General features: G+C 73.6%; 16 protein-coding genes. 5 read left to right on the forward strand and 11 right to left on the reverse strand.

Going from position 1 to position 18,933, the window contains the following annotated elements; all coding sequences use genetic code 11:
- The coding region (locus E1285_RS32865; protein WP_132158473.1) for a serine/threonine-protein kinase at positions 1-1,114 on the reverse strand (1,114 nt) is incomplete at its 3' end.
- 427 nt (positions 1,115-1,541) lie between these two features.
- Here E1285_RS32865 and E1285_RS32870 point away from each other — a divergent pair.
- Positions 1,542-2,906, forward strand: coding sequence for an ATP-binding protein (locus E1285_RS32870; protein WP_132158474.1), 1,365 nt, complete (start codon positions 1,542-1,544; stop codon positions 2,904-2,906).
- Here the strand turns inward: E1285_RS32870 and E1285_RS32875 are convergent.
- Entirely contained in the window at positions 2,900-4,327 is a 1,428-nt protein-coding gene (locus tag E1285_RS32875) for an amidase (RefSeq protein WP_243723213.1), read from the reverse strand. The two genes, E1285_RS32870 and E1285_RS32875, sit on opposite strands and share 7 nt — an antisense overlap.
- A gap of 81 nt (positions 4,328-4,408) precedes the next feature.
- On the opposite strand from E1285_RS32875, the gene E1285_RS32880 reads away from it, so the two are divergent.
- Positions 4,409-5,917, forward strand: a complete 1,509-nt coding sequence (locus E1285_RS32880) for an acetyl-CoA carboxylase carboxyltransferase subunit alpha/beta (protein WP_243723214.1) — start codon at positions 4,409-4,411, stop codon at positions 5,915-5,917.
- Positions 5,918-5,947: 30 nt separating this feature from the next.
- Here the strand turns inward: E1285_RS32880 and E1285_RS32885 are convergent, their stop codons facing one another.
- Positions 5,948-6,193, reverse strand: coding sequence for a hypothetical protein (locus E1285_RS32885; RefSeq protein WP_132158476.1), 246 nt, complete (start codon positions 6,191-6,193; stop codon positions 5,948-5,950).
- Between the two features lie 275 nt (positions 6,194-6,468).
- Here E1285_RS32885 and E1285_RS32890 point away from each other — a divergent pair, with 275 nt between their 5' ends.
- Positions 6,469-7,521: an alpha/beta hydrolase gene (locus E1285_RS32890; RefSeq protein WP_207946989.1), complete on the forward strand. Its 1,053-nt coding sequence runs from the start codon at positions 6,469-6,471 to the stop codon at positions 7,519-7,521.
- Here the strand turns inward: E1285_RS32890 and E1285_RS32895 are convergent.
- The 7 genes from E1285_RS32895 to E1285_RS32930 form a co-directional block, all read right to left on the reverse strand.
- Positions 7,518-8,945, reverse strand: coding sequence for an aldehyde dehydrogenase family protein (locus tag E1285_RS32895; protein ID WP_132158477.1), 1,428 nt, complete (start codon positions 8,943-8,945; stop codon positions 7,518-7,520). The genes E1285_RS32890 and E1285_RS32895 overlap by 4 nt on opposite strands.
- Positions 8,946-8,959: 14 nt before the next feature.
- Entirely contained in the window at positions 8,960-10,438 is a 1,479-nt protein-coding gene (locus E1285_RS32900; RefSeq protein ID WP_132158478.1) for a PucR family transcriptional regulator, read from the reverse strand.
- Positions 10,439-10,526: 88 nt separating this feature from the next.
- Positions 10,527-11,513, reverse strand: coding sequence for a hypothetical protein (locus E1285_RS32905; protein ID WP_132158479.1), 987 nt, complete (start codon positions 11,511-11,513; stop codon positions 10,527-10,529).
- Position 11,514: 1 nt separating this feature from the next.
- The gene (locus E1285_RS32910) at positions 11,515-12,501 is read right to left on the reverse strand and encodes a hypothetical protein (RefSeq protein ID WP_165966855.1); all 987 of its coding nucleotides are present in this window, start codon (positions 12,499-12,501) and stop codon (positions 11,515-11,517) included.
- Between the two features lie 46 nt (positions 12,502-12,547).
- Complete coding sequence (locus E1285_RS32920; protein WP_132158482.1) at positions 12,548-13,537, reverse strand: LLM class flavin-dependent oxidoreductase; 990 nt, start codon at positions 13,535-13,537, stop codon at positions 12,548-12,550.
- 39 nt (positions 13,538-13,576) lie between these two features.
- Complete coding sequence (locus tag E1285_RS32925; RefSeq protein WP_132158483.1) at positions 13,577-13,882, reverse strand: hypothetical protein; 306 nt, start codon at positions 13,880-13,882, stop codon at positions 13,577-13,579.
- Between the two features lie 101 nt (positions 13,883-13,983).
- A complete protein-coding gene (locus E1285_RS32930) occupies positions 13,984-15,672 on the reverse strand; it encodes an ExeM/NucH family extracellular endonuclease (protein WP_132158484.1) in 1,689 nt (562 codons plus the stop codon).
- A gap of 172 nt (positions 15,673-15,844) precedes the next feature.
- Here E1285_RS32930 and E1285_RS46885 point away from each other — a divergent pair, with 172 nt between their 5' ends.
- Positions 15,845-16,639, forward strand: coding sequence for an IPT/TIG domain-containing protein (locus E1285_RS46885; RefSeq protein ID WP_207946991.1), 795 nt, complete (start codon positions 15,845-15,847; stop codon positions 16,637-16,639).
- A gap of 43 nt (positions 16,640-16,682) precedes the next feature.
- Here E1285_RS46885 and E1285_RS32940 read toward each other — a convergent pair whose 3' ends face one another.
- Complete coding sequence (locus E1285_RS32940; protein ID WP_132158485.1) at positions 16,683-18,122, reverse strand: hypothetical protein; 1,440 nt, start codon at positions 18,120-18,122, stop codon at positions 16,683-16,685.
- 184 nt (positions 18,123-18,306) lie between these two features.
- On the opposite strand from E1285_RS32940, the gene E1285_RS32945 reads away from it, so the two are divergent.
- Positions 18,307-18,933: hypothetical protein (locus E1285_RS32945; RefSeq protein WP_207946993.1), on the forward strand; the 627-nt coding region annotated here is incomplete at its 3' end.

The raw sequence follows: 18,933 nt of genomic DNA on the forward strand, positions 1-18,933 counted from the left end.
GGGCGGGCGGGGGCTGCTGATCGCCCTTGTCCTGCGTCAGCCCGGCGATGATGGCGCCGATCAGCACGGTGCCCGCGGCGGCCCCGACGCCCGCCAGCAGCCGGGTCCGCGTGGACGACTTGGCGCCCGCCATGCCGATCGGCGTGAACGCCCTGGTGTCGGTCTCCTCCTGGCCCTTCGACCGGGACGGACGAGGCGGCGGGGAGGCGAGCGGTATCCCGTTCGGGAAGCGCGCCGGCTCCGCGGAGACCGGAGCCGGGGACGCCGGTGGCACCTGCCCCCCGAGGTCGCCGGCATGCGGCTCCTGCTGCTCGACGAGGGTGAGCAGCAGGTCGGACGCGGTCGGACGTTCGGCGGGGTTCTTCGCCAGCGCGGACCGCACGGCCTGGACCAGCGACTCCGGCAATCCGGAGAGGTCGGGTTCGTCGGCGGCCGTGCGGAGGGTGGCGGGGTCGCCGCCGATCGGCATCCGTCCCGTCCCCGCGTGGGCGATGAGGCAGCCCCACGCGAAGACGTCGGCCGCGGGCGTCGCGGGGCCGCCGATGAGCACCTCCGGCGCCATCCAGCCGGGAGTGCCGAGGACCTGGCCCGACGCGGCGGTGGCGCCGCGGGCGTCCTGGCTGCGCGCGATGCCGAAGTCGATGACGCGGCAGCCGGACAGGGTGAGCATCACGTTGGCGGGTTTCAGGTCGCGGTGCACGAGCCCGGCCGCGTGGATCGCCGCGAGCGCCGACGCGACGCCGACGGCGACGCCGTGCAGGTCGGCGGCCTGCAGCGGTCCGTCGCCGAGGAGGCGGCTGTGCAGCGAGACGCCGCCCACGTACTCGGTGACGAGGTACGGGCGGCCCTGCTCCTCGCCGTGCGCGAGGACCCGCGCGGTGCAGAACGAGGCGACGCGGCTGGCCAGGTACGCCTCGTCCTTGAACCGCCGCCGGTAGGACGGGTCGCCCGCCAGATGGGGATGGATGGTCTTCACCGCGACACGGCCGCCGGACTCCGGGTCGGCGCCGAGATAGACCATCCCCATGCCGCCCGACCCCAGGCGGCCCAGCAGTGTGTGCCCGCCGACCTCGCGGGGGTCGGCGGGTTCCAGCGGCCTGATGTCTCCGTCCATGGGGTTTTCCCGGCTCCCTCGTTTCTCTCCTGTCCGCCTATCCCCGATCGGCGGCGGATTATGGCGCGTTCTTTCAGCAAGTACGGAAACGAGATCGTCACGCCGATGTAGCACCCCGTGCACCGGAGACGTGCAGAGTAGGGGGCGGTTCGGCAGCAGAGCCCGGTCCCCGCCGGTTCTCCTCCTCGGCGCGCGGGGGTGGCGGGCGGCCGGCCGCACCGAAGGTGATGCCCGCGTGGCCGGCGCCCCTGGGGTGGGAGGCGCCGTTCACGCGGGCGTCCGCCGTTCACGGGGGCATCCGTCCGGTATGCGGTGATGTTTCGCAGGGCGATGGTCCGGTGACAACCAGTTCTGCGTTCACCCCCCAGGCGCTGGGACGCGGCGTGGCGCCGGCCGCCGCGTGCGACCGGAACGGGGAGGGCGCTGGGTGCGGGGCATCGGGGACCTGACGTCGCCGTCGTGCTGGTCGGTGCGGACCCGCGTGACCGCCACCGCGACCCTGGTCGTCGCCCTCCTGCTCGCGGCGGGCGCGGTCCTCTTCTACCAGGCCGTCCGGGTCACCGTGTACGAGGGACTGCGCGACGAGGGCCGGGACGCCGTCACGGAACTCGCCGCGCTCGTCCGGACGAGCGATCCCCGGGGCAGGCTGGCCGCCGAGGACCCCGAATTCACCGCCCTCCAGGTCGTGAGCGCCGAGGGGGACGTGATCGCGTACAGCGAATCCCTGCGCGGACACGGTCCGCTGGACGTGCCGATGCCGCGTGAGCCGGGCGAGCCCGTCTACCGCACGTTCGACATTCCGGGTGAAGGCCCCGTCTACCTGGTCACCGAACGCGTACGGACGCAGGACGGCTGGCGGGCCGTGCACATCGGCAGGCCGATCACCGTGATGGTCCGCTACAAGGGCCTGTTCATCGGGCTGATCGCGTCCGTGGTGCTCCTCGGCACCGCCGCGGTCGGCTGGATCGTGTCGCTGTCGGTACGGCGGGCGCTGCGGCCGGTGCGGAAGATGAGCGGCGAACTCGCCGAGATCACCGGCCGCGCCCTGGACCGCCGGGTGACCGTCCCCGGCCCGGTCGACGAGGTGTCGGAGCTGGCCGAGTCGGTGAACGTGACGCTGGGCAGGCTGGAGGACGTCCTCGCCCGCCAGCGCGGCTTCGTCGCGGACGTCTCGCACGAGCTGCGCAGCCCGCTCACCGGGCTGCGCGCCCAGTTGGAGGTCGCGCTGGAGCATCCGGAGGACGAGGACTGGCCGGCGGTGGCGCGGGCGGCGCTCGCCGACGCCGACCGGCTGCAGGGCATCGTGAGCGACCTGCTGATCCTGGCGAAGCTCGGCGCGGGCGTGCGCGTCCCGCGGGAACTGACCGACCTCGGCGGGCTGGTCCGCGCGGAGGCGGCGCGGCGCGACCGGCGGGTCCCCGTCGAGGTCGCCGCGGACGAGCGGATCATGGTGCGGGTCACGCCCCACCACATGATCAGGGTCCTGACGAACCTGCTCGACAACGCCGAGCGGCACGCCGAGTCGCGGGTGTGGGTGACCGCGGCCAAGGCCGGGCCGGACGCCGTGCTGGAGGTGCGGGACGACGGCGGCGGGGTCGCGCCCGAGGACCGCGAGCGGATCTTCTGGCGCTTCCACCGGCTGGAGGAAGGCCGCGAGCGCGACCGCGGCGGCACCGGCCTGGGACTGACGATCTCCCGCGACATCGCCCGCGCCCACGGCGGGACGCTCGTCGCCGCCGAAAGCGACAGCGGCGCGCGCTTCGTCCTCCGCGTTCCCCTCGCCGGCTACTGACCGGAAAGGGCCAGGGGCGGGCGGCGGGCCGCGTGCCGGGTGGCCTGTTCGAAGGCGTGGCCGATCTGGAGGACGGCCAGGTCCGCGTGGTGCGGGCCGACGATCTGCAGGCCGACCGGCAGCCCGTCCCCGGTGAAGCCGGCGGGCACCGACAGCGCGGGGCAGCCGGTCGCCGAGACGAGGAAGGACGACCGCATCCACTCCAGGTAGTCGTGCATCGGCTGCCCTGCGACCTCGCCCGGATACTCGGTATCGGCGTCGAAAGGCGGAACCTGGCTGACCGGCAGGAGCAGCGCGTCGTACCGCCCGAAGAACTCCCGGACCCGGTGGAAAAGCGCCGTGCGCAGCGTCTCGGCACGTCCGAGGTCGGCGCCGGTCAGTCCGCGCCCGGCCTCGATGTTCCCGGCGAGGGACGGCTTGAAGTCGGCGCGGCGCTCGGACAGCAGCGGACCGAGGGTGACGTCCCAGTGCCAGGCCCGCAGCGTCCGGAAGGCCTCGTCCGCCCCCGACAGGTCGGGGCACGCCTCCTCGACCGCGCAGCCGAGGTCCTCGAACACCTTCACGGCCGGTTCGAGGACGCCGGTGACGGCCGGGTCGACGGGCACCGTCCCGCCGAGGTCGGGCGACCAGGCGACGCGCAGCCCGGCGACGTCGCGGTCGAGCGGCGCGGCGAACGCCGAGCCGGGGGTCTCCAGCGCGATCGGGCTGCGCGGGTCGGGGCCGGCGAGCACCGACAGCAGCAGCGCCACGTCGCCGACCTCGCGGGCCATCGGGCCCTGCACGCCCAGCGTCTGCCAGCCCGCCGGGGCCGGCCACGACGGCACCCGCCCGGGGGACGGCCGGAACCCGGCGACGTTGCAGAACGACGCGGGGTTGCGCAGGGAGCCGCCCATGTCGCTGCCGTCCGCGATCGGATGCATCCCGCACGCCAGCGCGGCCGCGGCCCCGCCGCTGCTGCCGCCCGCCGACCGCGACAGGTCGTAGGGGTTGCGGGTCAGGCCGAACACCGGGTTGAACGTGTGCGACCCGGCGGCGAACTCCGGCACGTTCGTCTTGCCGACCGTGACGACCCCGGCCGCCCGCATCCGCTCGATGACCAGTTCGTCGGCGTCCGGGACGTGGCCGGCGAAGATCGGCGACCCCGATGTCGTGCGGATCCCCTTCGTGGCGTGGGTGTCCTTGTGCGCGACGGGCAGCCCGTGCAGCGGGCCCGGCGGCTCCCCGGCCGCCAGCCGCTCGTCCGCCTCCCGCGCCCGCGTCATCGCCTCCTCCGCGACCAGCGTGACCACGGCGTTCACCGGCGGGTTCGTCCGCTCGATCTGGTCGAGGTGGGCCTGGACGACCTCGCGCGCCGACAGCTCGCGGGCGCGGATCCGGCGGGCGAGGTCGCGGGCGGAGGCGAAGTGGATCTCGTCTGACAACGTGGCCTTCCCTTCTGCGGGTCCCACCAGTGTCCACCCCCGCGCGGCCGCCGGCCCGTCCCGGCGGCCATGATGGATCGCGTGACGGAACGAGTCGGCGCCCGCGAACTGCTGCGCCGTGTCCTGGACGGCGGAAGCCGGACGTCGTGGGACACCCCGCCCGCCGGGCCGGACCCCGCGTCGCCCTACGGGAGGGAACTCGCCGCCGCCCGGGAGCGCAGCGGATGCGACGAGGCCGTCCTCACCGGGGAGGGGCGGCTGCGCGGCCGCCGCGTGGCGTTCGTCGTGTCCGAGTTCGGCTTCCTCGCCGGCTCGATCGGCCTGGCCACCGCCGACCGGATCGTCACCGCGGTCGAGCGCGCCACCGCCGAGGGGCTCCCGCTGCTGGCCGCGCCGTCGTCCGGCGGTACCCGCATGCAGGAGGGAACGGCCGCGTTCGTCCAGATGGCCCGCATCACCGGCGCGGTCATGGCTCACCGCGCCGCCGGGCTGCCCTACCTCGTCTACCTGCGGCATCCCACGACCGGCGGGGTGTTCGCCTCCTGGGGCTCGCTCGGCCACGTGACGGCCGCCGAACCGGGCGCGCTGATCGGTTTCCTCGGGCCGCGCGTGTACGAGGGCCTCTACGGGGAGCCGTTCCCGAGCGGTGTCCAGGTGGCCGAGAACCTCGCGGCGAAGGGACTCCTGGACGCCGTGATGGGCATCGACGACCTGCCGGAGGTGGCGTCCGGCGCGCTGAACGTCCTGTGCGGGAGATCTCCCGCGTCCGCCGCCGCGCGGATTCCGGTGGACGTCCCCCCGCGGGCGCGGCCGGCGGGGGAGACGGCCTGGGAGTCGATCGAACGATCACGCCGTGCCGCCCGTCCGGGCGTCCGTGAACTTCTCCGGTACGGCGCGACGGACGTGACCCCGCTCTCGGGTACCGGCCAGGGTGAGGCGGATCCGGGCCTGCTCCTGGCTCTGGCCCGCTTCGGCTCGGCTCCCTGCGTCGTCGTGGGCCAGGACCGGAGAAGCCAGCGCGACGGCCACCCGCTGGGTCCCGCCGGCCTGCGCGTCGCGCGCCGCGGCATGCAGCTGGCCGCGGAGCTGGCGCTGCCGCTGGTCACCGTCGTCGACACGCCGGGCGCGGTCCTGTCGGCCGAGGCGGAGGAGGGCGGCCTGGCGGGCGAGATCGCCCGCTGCCTGGCCGACCTGATCACCCTCTCCGCGCCGACGCTCTGCCTGCTGCTGGGCGAGGGCACCGGCGGCGCGGCGCTGGCTCTGCTGCCCGCCGACCGGGTGCTGGTGGCGAGGCACGCGTGGCTCTCCCCGCTCCCGCCGGAGGGCGCGTCGCTGATCGTCCACCGGACCGCGGCGCGGGCGGACGAGATGGCGGCGTCCCAGGGCGTCGGCTCGGCGGACCTGCTGCGCGGCGGCCTGGCGGACACGCTGGTCGACGAGCACCCCGACGCCGCCGACGAGCCGGAGGCGTTCTGCCGCCGCGCCGCGGCCGCCGTGGAGGCCGGCCTGTCGGGCCTGGTGCCCTCCGGCCCCGCTGCACGCCAGGCCCGCTACCGTCTCCCCCATGAGCGGCCCATGACCGGCCCGTGACCGATTCGCCGCCCGTTCGTCCGGGGCCGCTCAGGCGTCGTCCTCGGCGGCAGGCGGTGGTGTGCGTGGCCGGACGCGGTCCCAGGGGCGCGGGCGGGGGAGGCGGCGCCTGCCGCGGCGGCGGCCCCGCGGGATGAACGAGACGACCGCCCCGGCGGCCATGAGGGCGGCGAGCGCGGCGAGCGCCCAGGCCGCGACCTTGTGAACGACGCATTCCCGCGTGGTCTCCTCGCCCGGCAGATCCTGGGAATCGCACGCTGCGGCACTGTCCGCCATGTCGATCGCTTTCCTGTTTCGAGGACCAATTTTGGTCACAGCATGTCATGGATCGACGACGGAACGCATCGTGGCAATCCCTTACAGTGGCCCGAGTCACACGGCGCGGGGTCCGGGCTTTCGCATGCGGCACCGCTGTGGACAGCGGTCGATCCGCTCCGCCATCGAACCCGGCACGAAGATCCGCCGCGCCGGGACGGCTTCGAGGCGGGCGCTATCCGCGGGAGAACGCGGCGGCGTACGGTTGGCCAAACCCCCTGAGCTTGGAGGAGCGCATGGCGCAGTTGACCGAGATGGTCTCCCCCGCGGTGGCCGGTGCCGTACTCCGCGGCGTGTTCGCGTTGCCGGCGCCGGTCAAGCGGCTGATCGTGGGTGCACCGGTACGGCGGGATGGGCAGGAACTGGCGCTGGACGCGCAACTGCTGCTGCTGATGAGCCGGATCGAGGGCAAGCGGAACCTGACGGCGGCCACGGTGGAGGAGGCCCGCGACGGGCTGGTGCGGGCGAAGACGCTCATGAGCCGGGTGCCCGCGCGTCCGGTGAAGACCCGCGAGGTGGCGATCCCGGAAGCCGTCACGGCGCGGCTCTACACGCCGAAGGGGCTGCCGGACGGGTCGCCGCTGCTCGTCTTCTACCACGGCGGCGGCTGGGTCATCGGCGACGTCGAGACGCACGACACCGTGTGCCGGTATCTGGCGGTGCACGCCGAGGTGCGGGTGCTGTCGGTGGGGTACCGGCTCGCACCCGAGCATCCGTATCCGGCGGCGGCGGACGACGCGCGCACCGCGTACGAGTACGCGGTCAAGAACGCCGTGGAGCTGGGAGCCGATCCGCTGGCCATCGCGGTCGGCGGGGACAGCGCGGGCGGCAACCTCGCCGCCGTCGTGGCGCTGCACGCGGAGCGCAGGCCGGACTTCGCGCTGCTGTTCTACCCGGCGACCGACGTGTCGGTCCGGAGGCGCTCGCGCGAGCTGTTCGCGGAGGGTTTCTACCTGACCGACGGCGACATGACGTGGTTCATCGACCACTACTGCCCGCAGGACAGGCGCGCCGAGACCACGGCGTCGCCGCTGCTGGCCGAGGATCTCGGCGGGTTCCCGCCGACCTACCTGGTCACCGCCGGGTTCGACCCGCTGCGCGACGAGGGGGAGGCGTTCGCGGAGCGGCTCGCCGACGCCGGGGTGCCGGTCGCGCTGCGGCGGCAGGAGGATCTCATCCACGGCTTCGCGAACATGTGGTCGCTGGGCGGGCGGTTCCAGGAGGCGCTGTCGGAGGCGGCCGGGGCCCTGCGCACCGGGCTGTACGCGGGGCCCCGGAGCCGCGGTTAGAGCGGCAGGCCCGTGAAGACCATGACCTTCTCCTCGGTGTAGTCGGCCATGGCCGACCGGAGGCCTTCGCGGCCCACGCCCGAGTCCTTCACGCCGCCGTACGGCATCTGGTCCGCGCGGTAGGACGGGACGTCGCCGATCACGACGCCGCCGACCTCCAGTTCGCGGTGGGCGCGGAACGCGATGCCGAGGTCGCGGGTGAAGATGCCCGCCTGGAGGCCGAACTTGGAGTCGTTGACGAGGTCGAACGCCTCGTCGACGCCGTCCACGGGCTGGATGGACATGACCGGTCCGAAGACCTCCTCGCTGGAGATCTTGGTGCCGGTCGGGACCTCGGCGAGGACGGTCGGCGCGTAGGCCGCCCCCTCGCGGGTGCCGCCGGTCAGGATCTTCGCGCCCGCCGACACGGCCTCGTCCACCCAGGCTTCGACGCGCTCGGCGGCTTCCTGGCTGACGAGGGGGCCCACCTGCGTCTTCTCGTCCCACGGGTCGCCGGTGACGAGGGAGGCGACGGTGTCGACCAGCTTCGGGACGAACTCGTCGTACACGGAGCGGTCGACGTAGACGCGCTGGACGGCGATGCAGCTCTGCCCGGCCTGGTAGTTGGAGAACAGCCCGATCCGCTTGGCGGCCCAGTCGAGGTCGGCGTCCGGCAGCACGACCGCCGCGCCGTTGCCGCCCAGTTCGAGCGTGACGTGCTTGCGGGGCGCCTGGTCGTTGATCGCCCACCCGACGGGGACGGACCCGGTGAACGACACGATCGGCAGCCGCGGGTCGTCCACCAGCGCGGGCGCCCGGTCGTTCGGCACCGGCAGGACCGAGAACATCCCGGCGGGCAGGCCGGTCTCGGCGAGCAGCTCGCCCAGCAGGAGCGCCGACAGCGGCGTCGCGGGGGCGGGCTTGAGGATGATCGGGGTGCCCGCCGCGATGGCCGGGGCGACCTTGTGGGCGGCGAGGTTCAGCGGGAAGTTGAACGGCGAGATGCCGAGCACCGGGCCCTTCGGCACGCGGGTGATGTAGGCCATCCGGCCCTCGGCGGCGGGGTCGGTGTCGAGCCGCTGCGTGGTGGCGCTGAAGCGGCGGGCCTCCTCGGCGGCGAACCGGAACGTGGAGATCGCGCGGGTCACCTCTCCGCGCGCCCACAGCAGCGGCTTGCCGTTCTCGCCGGTGATCAGGCGGGCGATCTCCTCGGCCCGCTCGGCGATGCGGGCGGACACGTGCGCGAGCGCGTCGGCCCGCACGTGCAGCGGCAGCGCCGCGGCGTCCTTGCGGAGGGCGTCCGCGGCCGCGATCGCCTCCTCCACCTGCTCGGGTGTCGGCACGGCCGCCGTCCCGACCACCCGGCCGTCGTAGGGATGCGTAACGGTCAGCTCGCCGCCGCCGGTCTCGGGCCGGCCGGCCAGCCAGAATGGGGTCACGTTCATGCCTCTCACGCTATCTACGGCGGGCGCGTTTGCGCGTCTCCACGGTGGCGAATCGCGGTTTCCTGGTTGGACGTGATGGCGAGCGCGATCCAGAGTTCGGCGCGGACGGCCGGGTCGTCGGGGTCGCGGCCGAGGACCTCCGCGGCCTTGCGCATGCGTGACCGCAGCGTGTGCCGGTGGACGCCGAGCGCCCGCGCCGCCGCCTCGCCCTGCCCGTTGGCCGCCACGTACGCCCGGACGGTCTCGACCAGGTCCTCCTCGCGGAGCGGCGCGAGGAGCGTGCCGGCGAAGGCCCGCGCGAGGTCCGGTTCGAGCAGCCCGAGGACACCCTGTCCGGGCAGCGCGGAGTGGTGCAGGACGTCCTGGCCGGACCGGGACGCGGCGGCCAGCGTCTCCTCGGCCTGCCGCAGGGCCGCCGCCAGCTCCCCGGAGGCCGGGTCGCTGACTCCGATCGCGCCGGTGCTCGCGAGCAGCGTCTCGATCGTCCCGCTCAGCCCGTCCGGGACGATCACGGCGAGGTGCCCGTCCAGCGGCAGCGCGAGGCAGCGTTCCCCGGCGGGGTCGGACTCCAGCACGTCCAGCACGGCGGCGCCGCCCGCACAGGCCAGCACCCGGACCGGCCCGTGCGGCACCGCGGGCCCGTCGCCCGGCCGGCCGAGGAGCAGCGCCGCGAGCGAGGCCCGCAGGTCGCGGCCGGTCCGCGGCGCCTCCGACTGGAGGGTCAGCAGCGCGACGGCCGCGCCCACGATCGTGTGCGCGACATGGGGGAGCGGCGCGCCGGTCCCGACGGCGAGGAACCCGCTCGGACGCCCGCCCAGCCCGATCCGCTGCACGACGATGTGCTCGCCCGGCAGCGAGAGCGCCATGCTCGAGGACGGCACGTCGTTCGCCCGCGCCTTCGGGGACTTGCGCAGCCGGGCCAGTTCGGGGGAGAGCGCCTCGGCGCGGCCGGCGGCACCGGCCGGTTCGGCGTGCTGGACGCTCCCGGACGGATCGAGCAGCAGCGCCCAGCCGCCGAGCAGCCGCGCCAGCCGGGTGACCAGCGCGCCCGGCCCGGTGAGCGCGGCGCGGGTCAGTTCCCGCTGGGCCTGGAACGCGCGGGTGACGTCCTCGTACCACTCGGCCGCCAGCATCCGCGACACCGCCTTCCCGATGGCGATGAACGGGGTGGGGCGCGGCACCTCCAGCAGGGCGAGCCCCTGGTCGCGCGCCGCCGCGGCCAGTTCGGCGGGGACGGTGTCGTGGATGACTCCGACCGCGAACCCGAGCCCCGCGACACCGCGCCCGACCAGCCGCGACACGTAGCCGGCGGCGCCGGCCGGGGACAGCCGCATGCCGGTGGTGAGGAGGAGTTCGCCGCCTTCGAGGAACGGCGTCGGGTCCTCCAGCTCGCTGACCGCGACCCACATGACGGTCGCGTCCGGGAGGCCGCCGGTGAGCGAGCGCAGGCCGAGCTGCGGGAGTGCGGCGACGGAGGCCAGGGTGGGCGGCATCGCGATCCTTGTGCAGGGTGTCCATGTCACGGGGCGCGTTTCGCCGACCCGTACATTCATCGTAAGCGGCGCCCGTGGGGCGGGCCTGCTACAGACCCCAGCTCCGGCTGGCGCACCAGGTGCGCACGTCCGCACGGGAGAGCAGGCGGCCGACGGTGAGCAGCGCGGCGGCGGACACCAGGCCGGGCAGGAAGGCCAGCAGGACCGGGAGACTTCTGATCTCGACGCTGGAGGCCACGATCAGGCCGAGCAGGGCGATCGTGACCAGGTACAGCACGCCGATGGCCTTGGTGAGGCCGGCCATCCGCCCTACGGCCATGGCGCCGCCCGCCCAGGCGCGCGCGAGCCACCAGGCGAAGAGCGAGGTCCAGAAGACCACCATCGTCAGGGTCATCAGAGTGGACCCGTCCACGACGAGGGCGAACACCATGAGGGAGCCCCACAAGCACCCGAGCATTCCCACACTCAGCTTGACGGCCCATGGACGGTCGCGGGGCGCGGGGACCTCGGGCCCCCGGCGGTGGTAGATGGCCGGCGCGAAGGTGCGCAGCGCCCTGTCGATCGGGCCGACGACCGACTGGGTGTGGCCGAGCGGCAGCCGGTAGCCGCCCGCGGGCCCGTTCCCGGACGCCGCGGCCAGGTGCTCCATCTCCGGGTGGGCGTCCCGGAAGCCCGGTTCCGCCGGACGCAGGTCGAGGTTCACCGAGGAGGCCAGCCTCTCCCCGCCGGTGCTGGGCTCCGGGTAGGTGAACGTGACCCCGGCCAGTTCCGACCAGGGCACCGCCCACGGTGATCCGGTCGGGTCGTCCCAGCGCAGCCCGCCGGCGTCGAACAGGATCCGGCGCGGCCGGAACGCGATCCGCCACATGAGCAGCGGCAGGGCCCCGATCAGCGTGAAGACGAGCCCGATGGCGAACGCCGCCACCCGGGTGCCCGTCCCGCCGTCCACGTTCCCGGTGATCGCGGAGATGACCGCGATGAGGCCGATCGCCCCGGCCACCGTCCCTCCCACGGCGATCTGGCGCGTCTGGGCGTTCCCGACATCGACGCTCACCGGTTCCCGGGGACCGGTCATGTCAGCGGCCCTGCGCCCGCGCTTCGCACCACTCGCGGACGTCGGCCCGGCCGAGCAGCAGACCGGACACGAGAAGGCCTGCGGCCAGCAGCACGCCGGAACCGTACCGCTGGAGATCGGCGGATCGCGTGTCGCCGTCGTCGAGCCCCATGGCGGCGAGCAGGAGGATCACGGCCAGGAAGGCCCCGCCGATGAACCTGGCGGTGAACTTCATGAAACCGATCGCCATCGGGCCGCCCGTCCAGACGCGGGCGAGCCACGCCACGACGACGGCGGTCCAGAAGGAGCCCATCGCGATGTCGGTGGGATCGGCTCCGCCCGACAGGGCCGCGTATCCCATCGCGGGGACCCAGAAGGCCAGGGCGAGGGCGACGCTCGCCACCACGGCCCACGGACGCCGGAGCCCGCGGGGGATCTCACGGCCGTCCCGCACGTAGATGCCGCCGGCGAAGGCGTTCAGCGCGTCGTCGATCGGGCCGACGAACCGCTGGGCGTTGCCCAGCGGCAGGGAGTAGGCGAGTCCGGCTTCGCCGGGGGCCTCCTCGGCCAGGTCCTCCATTTCCGGATGGGCGTCCTGGAAGTCCGCGGACACCGGGCTGAGCACGAGCTCGGCCTTCGGCGACTGCACCGGCTGCCCCCGCCTCGGCTGGGAGAGGTCAGGACGCGAGTAGGAGAACGCGACCCGCTCCAGCTCCCGCCACGTGACCGCCCACCGCTCACCGCTCGGGCCGGTCATGCGCAGGCCGGTGGCGTCCAGGGTCAGGCGGTGGTGCGAGGCCGACGCGCGCCACGCCACCGGCAGGGCGCACGCGAACACGACGAAGATCGCGGAGACGAGCACCCCGCCGGGGCCGTCGCCGGTGACCGCCGGGACGAGCACGGCCGCCCCGATCCCGCCGAGCACCGCGCTCACCGCGACGACGTGCCGGAGGTGGACGTTCGCGACCCTGACGGTCAGCGGGCTGCGGGAGAAGATCACGTCGGACACGAGGCAACAAGCTAGGGCAACCCGGTCGGTATGACCAGGTCTCCTGTCAGCGCGGTCCGAGCGAGGCGCTGTAGAGGTCGGCGAGGATGTCGTAGGAGCGCAGGCGGTCGGTGTGGTCGTAGACCTGCGTCATGACCATGACCTCGTCCGCGGCCGTCCGCTCGATCAGCGCGTCCATGTCCTTCCGGACGGTCTCCGGACCGCCCACCACCTGCTCCGCCACCCGCGAGTCGATCATCTGGCGCTCCAGCGGCGTGTACGGGTACGCCGCCGTCTCCGCCGGGGTCGGCAGCGGCCCCGGCGCGCCCTGCCGCAGCCGCAGGAACGACAGCGCCTGCGGGGCGGCCAGCTCGCGTGCCCGCTCGTCGGACTCGGCGGCGGTCACCGCGACGCCGATCATCGAGTACGGCTCGTCCAGCGCGCCGGGACGGAACGAGTCGCGGTAGAGCTGCAGCGCGGGCACGGTGTTCGCGGCGCTGAAGTGGTGCGCGAACGCGAACGGCATCCCGAGCAGCCCGGCCAGCCTGGCGCTGTATCCGCTGGACCCGAGCAGCCAGATGGGCGGCTCGTTCCCGGCGGCGGGCGTCACCGTGCTGTCCGCGCCGAAGAAGCCGCGCAGCTCGATGACCTGCTCGGGGAAGTCGTCCACCGACAGGGCGTCCGGCGAGCGCCGCAGCGCACGCGCGGTGGCCTGGTCGGTGCCGGGGGCGCGGCCGAGGCCCAGGTCGATGCGTCCCGGATACAGCGCCTCCAGCGTCCCGAACTGCTCGGCGACCACCATCGGCGCGTGGTTGGGCAGCATGACGCCGCCCGAGCCGACGCGCATCGCCGACGTCGCCGCCGCGACCTGGCCGATCAGCACGGCGGTCGCGGAACTGGCGATCCCCGGCATCGCGTGGTGCTCGGCGAGCCAGTACCGGTGGTAGCCGAGCCGCTCGGCGTGCCGGGCCAGGTCGAGGGTGTTGCGCAGCGCCTGGCCGGACGTGGAGCCGCTGACGACGGGCGCGAGGTCGAGGACGGAGAAGGACACGCTCATAACGTGCCTCAACCCGCCGGGCGTCCGTCCTCTTCCCGGTCAGCCCATCATGGTCATGGCGACGGGGACGGCGATGACGGCGATCACGACCGGGGCGGTGATGCTGATCCACGACCAGTTCACCAGCCTGCGGGCCCGCTCGGGATTCTCGGCGAACACGGTTTCGGACTTGGTGTACAGGAGGGCGGCCACCACCATGAGCGGCACGAACGCGAGCATCGTGAGGGTGCCGAGGACGAACGCGGCGGCTTGCCCGGATCTCGTGTAGGTCCCGTCCGGTCCGATGCCGAACGCGAGACGGGGAGCGGCGGCGGGGACGGAGGCGGCGAGGACTGCTTCGGTCATGGAGCGCACCGATCACTAGACGTGTGACCTGGATCATACGCTTGGTGATCGTCCTCCGCGAGAGGCCGGCCGCCACGTTCTGGCGGCCGGCCGATGACGGTTCAGCGGAGGCGCAGCCCCACCAGCACCGGGTCGTGGTCGGACGACCGGAACGCGTCCGGCCGGTAGAACTCCGGCGGGTTGAACTCGGTGTTGTAGTCGAGGAACACCGGCTCGTCGCTGTTGATATGCCAGATCGTCGTGCCCGTCACGCGCCGCGAGAGGGACTTCCCGGCGAGAACGTGGTCCAGTTCGCCCGACTGCCCGTCGAAGACGTAGCTGTAGCGCTGGTCGGGACGGACGAACCGCTGCGTCTGCCCGGCGAGGCCGGCGTCCGTCAGGACCTCGATCGGGTCCTCCGCCGCGTAGGCGTTGAGGTCGCCGATGACGAGCGGGCCCGGCGACTCGCCCGCGATCGCGCCGATCGCCTTCGCCTGGGCGACGCGGCGGGCGTTGTAGCAGCCCTGGCCGTCGCCCTGGTCCTCGTCGGGTCCGGTGGCGCCGCCGCAGCCCTTCGACTTGAAGTGGTTCACGATCGTGGTGAACGGCGTCCTGCCCGACGCCGGCCGGAACGTCTGCACCAGCGGCGGGCGGTCGAAGACCGGGTCCTCGGACGACCGCGCGGCGCCGACGGGGGTGACCTTCCCCGGCTTGTAGATGAGCGCGACATGGATCGCGTCGGTTCCCGGGTAGGGGTGCTTCACCCACGTGTAGGTCCCGGCGCCGACGGCCTGGTTGAGGCGGTCGACGAGGGCCTTGACGGCGGTGTCGCCGTTGTTCTCCACCTCCATGAGCCCGACGACGTCGGCGTCCAGTCCCTTGAGCGCGGCGATCAGCTTGGTGAGCTGCCGTTCCTGCTCCTCGGCCGTGTCCGCGCCGCGCTCGTTCAGCGTCGTGAACCAGTTGAGGGTGTTGAAGCTCGCGACGCGTACGTTTCCGCCGACGCGCCGTGGCTTCTCCGGCCGCCGGTCGGTGTTGAGGAAATGCGCCTTCCTGGTCGGCTGCAGCCGGTATTCGCCGAACCCGTAGCCGAGGACGCCGGTCAGCCCGTGCGCCGAGTCGCCGATCCGCAGGACTCGGGGATCGGTATACGGGATCGTGTCCGGGTTCTGGACGTTCGACCCGTCGTCGACGAGGAGCCTCCGGGCGTCGTTCTCCGCCTGGGTCGAGCCGTGCCCGCCGGTCGGCTGGAACAGGCGCCCGCCGGCCGACACGGTCACCTCTCCGTACCGTCCGAGCGTGTAGGTCTCGGTGGCGGTGAGCCGCTGCCCGAAGCGCAGCAGCATCCCCTCGTAGCGCTCCATCTCCGCGCCGCCCCTGAGCGGGAGCCGGACGAGCGACGGACGCACGCGGCCCTTGCCGCACACGTCCACGGCCGAGACGGGCGACAGTTCGGTGAGCCCGTTGTACTCGACGGCCGTGCCGGTCACGAGGACCCGGTCTCCCTCCGCGACCTCCTGTGCGGAGTAGACGAAGAGCCCGTCGGACGTCCTTGGGTCCCGGTCCGGGGTGGGGTCCTGGATGAAGAAGCCGCTGAGCTGGTCGGATCGCTGGAAGTCCGCCGTGACGACGCCTTCGACGCGGACGGTCCGCCCGCTCACCGGGCTCGCGTCGCCGCCGCCCTGGACCTCGGCGATCCGGTGGTCGGCGGGGGTGCCGCAGGTGGGCGGCTCCGCCGCGGCGGCCGTCTGCGCGCCGCCGGCGAGCCCGGCGGTCAGGACGGTCGCGAGTGCTGCTGCTGTTCGGCGCATGGCCGGAGAGTAAAGCCGGGGGTTCGTCCGCTCAGGACCCGTTAATGAACACTCCACCAATTTGCAATGGATTGTCGGAATCCGCGGGCGTCCCCGGCGGCGCGTGCGGAAACGCCGTCAGATCCGTGCCCGATAATTGCGCGGAAGCGAACCCCCCGACCGAAGGAGAGCCGTGACCGAGTCGCCGGTCGGATCCGAGTACGCCCGCACCCGCGACATCGTCGCCGCAGCCGTCCTCCTCCTCGTGCTCGCCGCCGTACTGCTGGTCATCCTCGTGCAGGTGTGGCCGCCCGCCCCCGAGGTCGCCCCGGACGGCCGCACCGGGATCCCGGCCCGGTCCACCACCGTCGAACTGCCGGGCTGGTCGCCCACGCTGTCCCGCGAGACGAGCCTGTTCGTGATCGTCCTGGCGGCCGGCGCCCTCGGCTCGGTCGTGCACGTCCTGCGGTCGTTCTACTGGTACGTCGGCAACCGCGCGCTGCGCCGGAGCTGGCTGATGATGTACCTGCTGCTCCCGCTGGTCGGGGCGCTGCTCGCGCTGATCGTCTACCTCGTCCTGCGCGGCGGCCTGACCTCCCCGGCGGGCGGCGCGTCCGACATCAACCCGTACGGCATCACGGCCATCGCCGCGCTCGTCGGGCTCTTCTCCCGCGAGACCTCCGAGAAGCTCCGCGGCGTCTTCGCCACCCTGCTCGCCCCCGCGCCGCCCGGCCGCGACCAGGCCCTCGCGGCCCGGATCACCGCGATCGAGCCGTCGAGCGGCCCGGTCGGCACCGTGGTCGCCGTCCACGGCACCGGACTCGCGTCCGCGACCGCCGTCCGGTTCGGCGCCGCCGAGTCGCGCATCACCGTCGCGACCGACACGCTCATCCGGACGGCGGTCCCACCGGGCGCCACCACGGGCCCGCCGGTGGCGACCACCCCGGCCGGCCCCGCCACCAGCCCGGACGTCTTCACCGTCGAATGAGCACCGTCGAATGAGCACCGTCGAATGAGCACGGTCGAATGACCTACTTGGCGTCCTGCCAGTGGGGATGCCAGACCTCGTAGGCGGCACCCGGGAACACCCGGGGCAGCTCGGACGTCGGGAGGCGGCCGAGCTCGGCGCCCGTGCGCGCGACGCCGAACTGCCGCTCGGTCACGTACGCGGCGCGGCGCAGGCTCTTCGGGCCGGCGACGAGGCAGGTGTAGCGGGTGCCGGGCAGGTCCTCGTCCGGGATGGCGGCGCCGACCGCGAGGCTGTTGGACACCGTCACCCAGCTCCCGAGCCCGGTGACCTGCCGCTCCGACGCCTGGTCCTCCCAGCGGTGCTCCAGGATCGGCTTGGAGAAGATCGGGACGAGCAGATGCGACACCCCGCACGCCTCCAGCTCGCGCTCCCAGCCGATCGACCGGCCCAGGTCCTCGCAGATCAGCACCGCGAGCCGGCCGAGCGAGGAGTCGAGCACGCTGATCCTCGTGCCGGGCCTCGCGTACTCCACCGCCGTGCCCGCGTGCGGCGCGTCCGGCAGCCGCCACAGCCGCATCTGCCCGGAGTCGAGCGTGAAGCCGAACAGCTTGTCCTGGACGAGCAGCTCCTGCCCCGTCCAGCGGTCGAGCAGGACGGCGCGGTTCGGCGGGGGGTCCTCGCCGCCGAGCGGGCCGCTGCCGAGCAGGATGAACCGCAGCGGGCGCTGGTCCCGGTCGCGCCCGGCGGTGTCGAACGCGACCTCCTTCCAGTGCTCCAGCAGCGCGTCCGACAGCGACGCCTCCGGCATCACGGCGAGCTGCGCGCCGGACTCGTCCAGCCGCCGGACGATCGCCTTGATGCGGCTGCGGATGCCGGACGAGTCCATCGGGCGGAGCCGGTAGACGGTCATCCCGTGCCGCTCCTCGAACTCGATGTCCACGTCGTCGAACGTCTCCAGCACGGGCGCGCAGCCGACCGTGACGGGCTCGTCCCGGCTGAAGTGGGGGTCGTTGACCGCCGGCAGGACGGTGTGGTCGATCCGGTCCCACTCCGCCTGGGAGACGCGGTGGACGCCGAAGAACTCCGCTTTCGACCGCTTCCCGCGCGGGCGGCCGGGGAACGCGCACCGGGGCAGCAGCGCGCCGGTCGTCCCGGGCCCGTTCAGCCTCCCCTCGGTCAGGTAGTTGACCAGGACACCGGCCAGCGCCGGGGCGTCGTGGTACGGCGCGTACGGGCTCGCGTGCGCCAGCGCGATGTCGAGGCCGAGCAGGATCGTGAACGCCCCGAGGTCCCCGCGCATGGCGACGGTCCGCGCGGTCTCGGCGGGATCGAGGACGCCGCGCTCCAGCACCACGTCGGCGATCTCGCCGGCCTTCCGCCGCACCCTCTCCTCGGCGTACCAGTGCGTGGCCGTCCAACCATGGAAGACGTCGTCCGCGATCGAGTCGTAGAGATGGACGAAGAGATCAGCTGGTTCGGCCGGGTAGGCGGCTGCAGCCAACTGATCTGTCATAAGCGCCCCCGGGGGGATCGACCGGTTACGGGTGGTGGATCGATGCTAACGCTCCCGCGCGCCGCTTTTCGTGCCGTCCGCTACAGAACGCTGATCAGCGTCGCTTGACATTCACTTGGCAAGCGCGCACCCTGGATATGTCCGGTGGAGCCGTCGACCCGGGAGTGTGACCATGAGCGCAGTGACCGACTCCGTTCGCGACCGCCGGACGGAGGTCCGGCGGCTCATCGACTCCATGGAACACGCCAAGGTCATCAGCGACGGCCACTTCAGCGCGCTCGGCATGCTCATCACCGACGCGTCGCTCAGCGCCGACGAGCCCGCCCTGGTCGAATGCCAGGACGGGCTTCAGTGGCTCCACCGCCACTACCTCGACGTCGGCGGCCTGGACGGACCTCAGCGCGAGCAGCGCGGCCGCATACTCGGGCTGATCGACGTCGTCCACTGGGCGCTGAAGCGGCTCCCGTCCGGCCTGCAGCTCGCCCTCCAGCCCGACGGCCACGCGGCCCGCTTCCTGCTCGCCGTGTCCGCCCGGCCGGGCCTGTCGAACCAGCAGGTCGCCGCCGCGCTCGGCACCGACGAGACCGAGGTCAGCCGCGTCGGCCGCAAGCTGCTGTCCGCGGGCGTCGTGTGGCGCCGCAAGGAGTGGCGGCACAACGCGTGGGACCTCACTCCCAGAGGCCGCCACTACCTGGAGACCTCCGGCCTTCTCGCGGCCGAGGCGGGACCTGACGGCCATGCCGGACCCGCCCGTCCCGCCGCAGACGCGCCCCCGCGCTCCCCGGACGCGCTCCCGCGC

The organism is Actinomadura sp. 7K507 (genome assembly GCF_004348425.1).
In the GTDB taxonomy this organism is placed as follows: domain Bacteria; phylum Actinomycetota; class Actinomycetes; order Streptosporangiales; family Streptosporangiaceae; genus Spirillospora.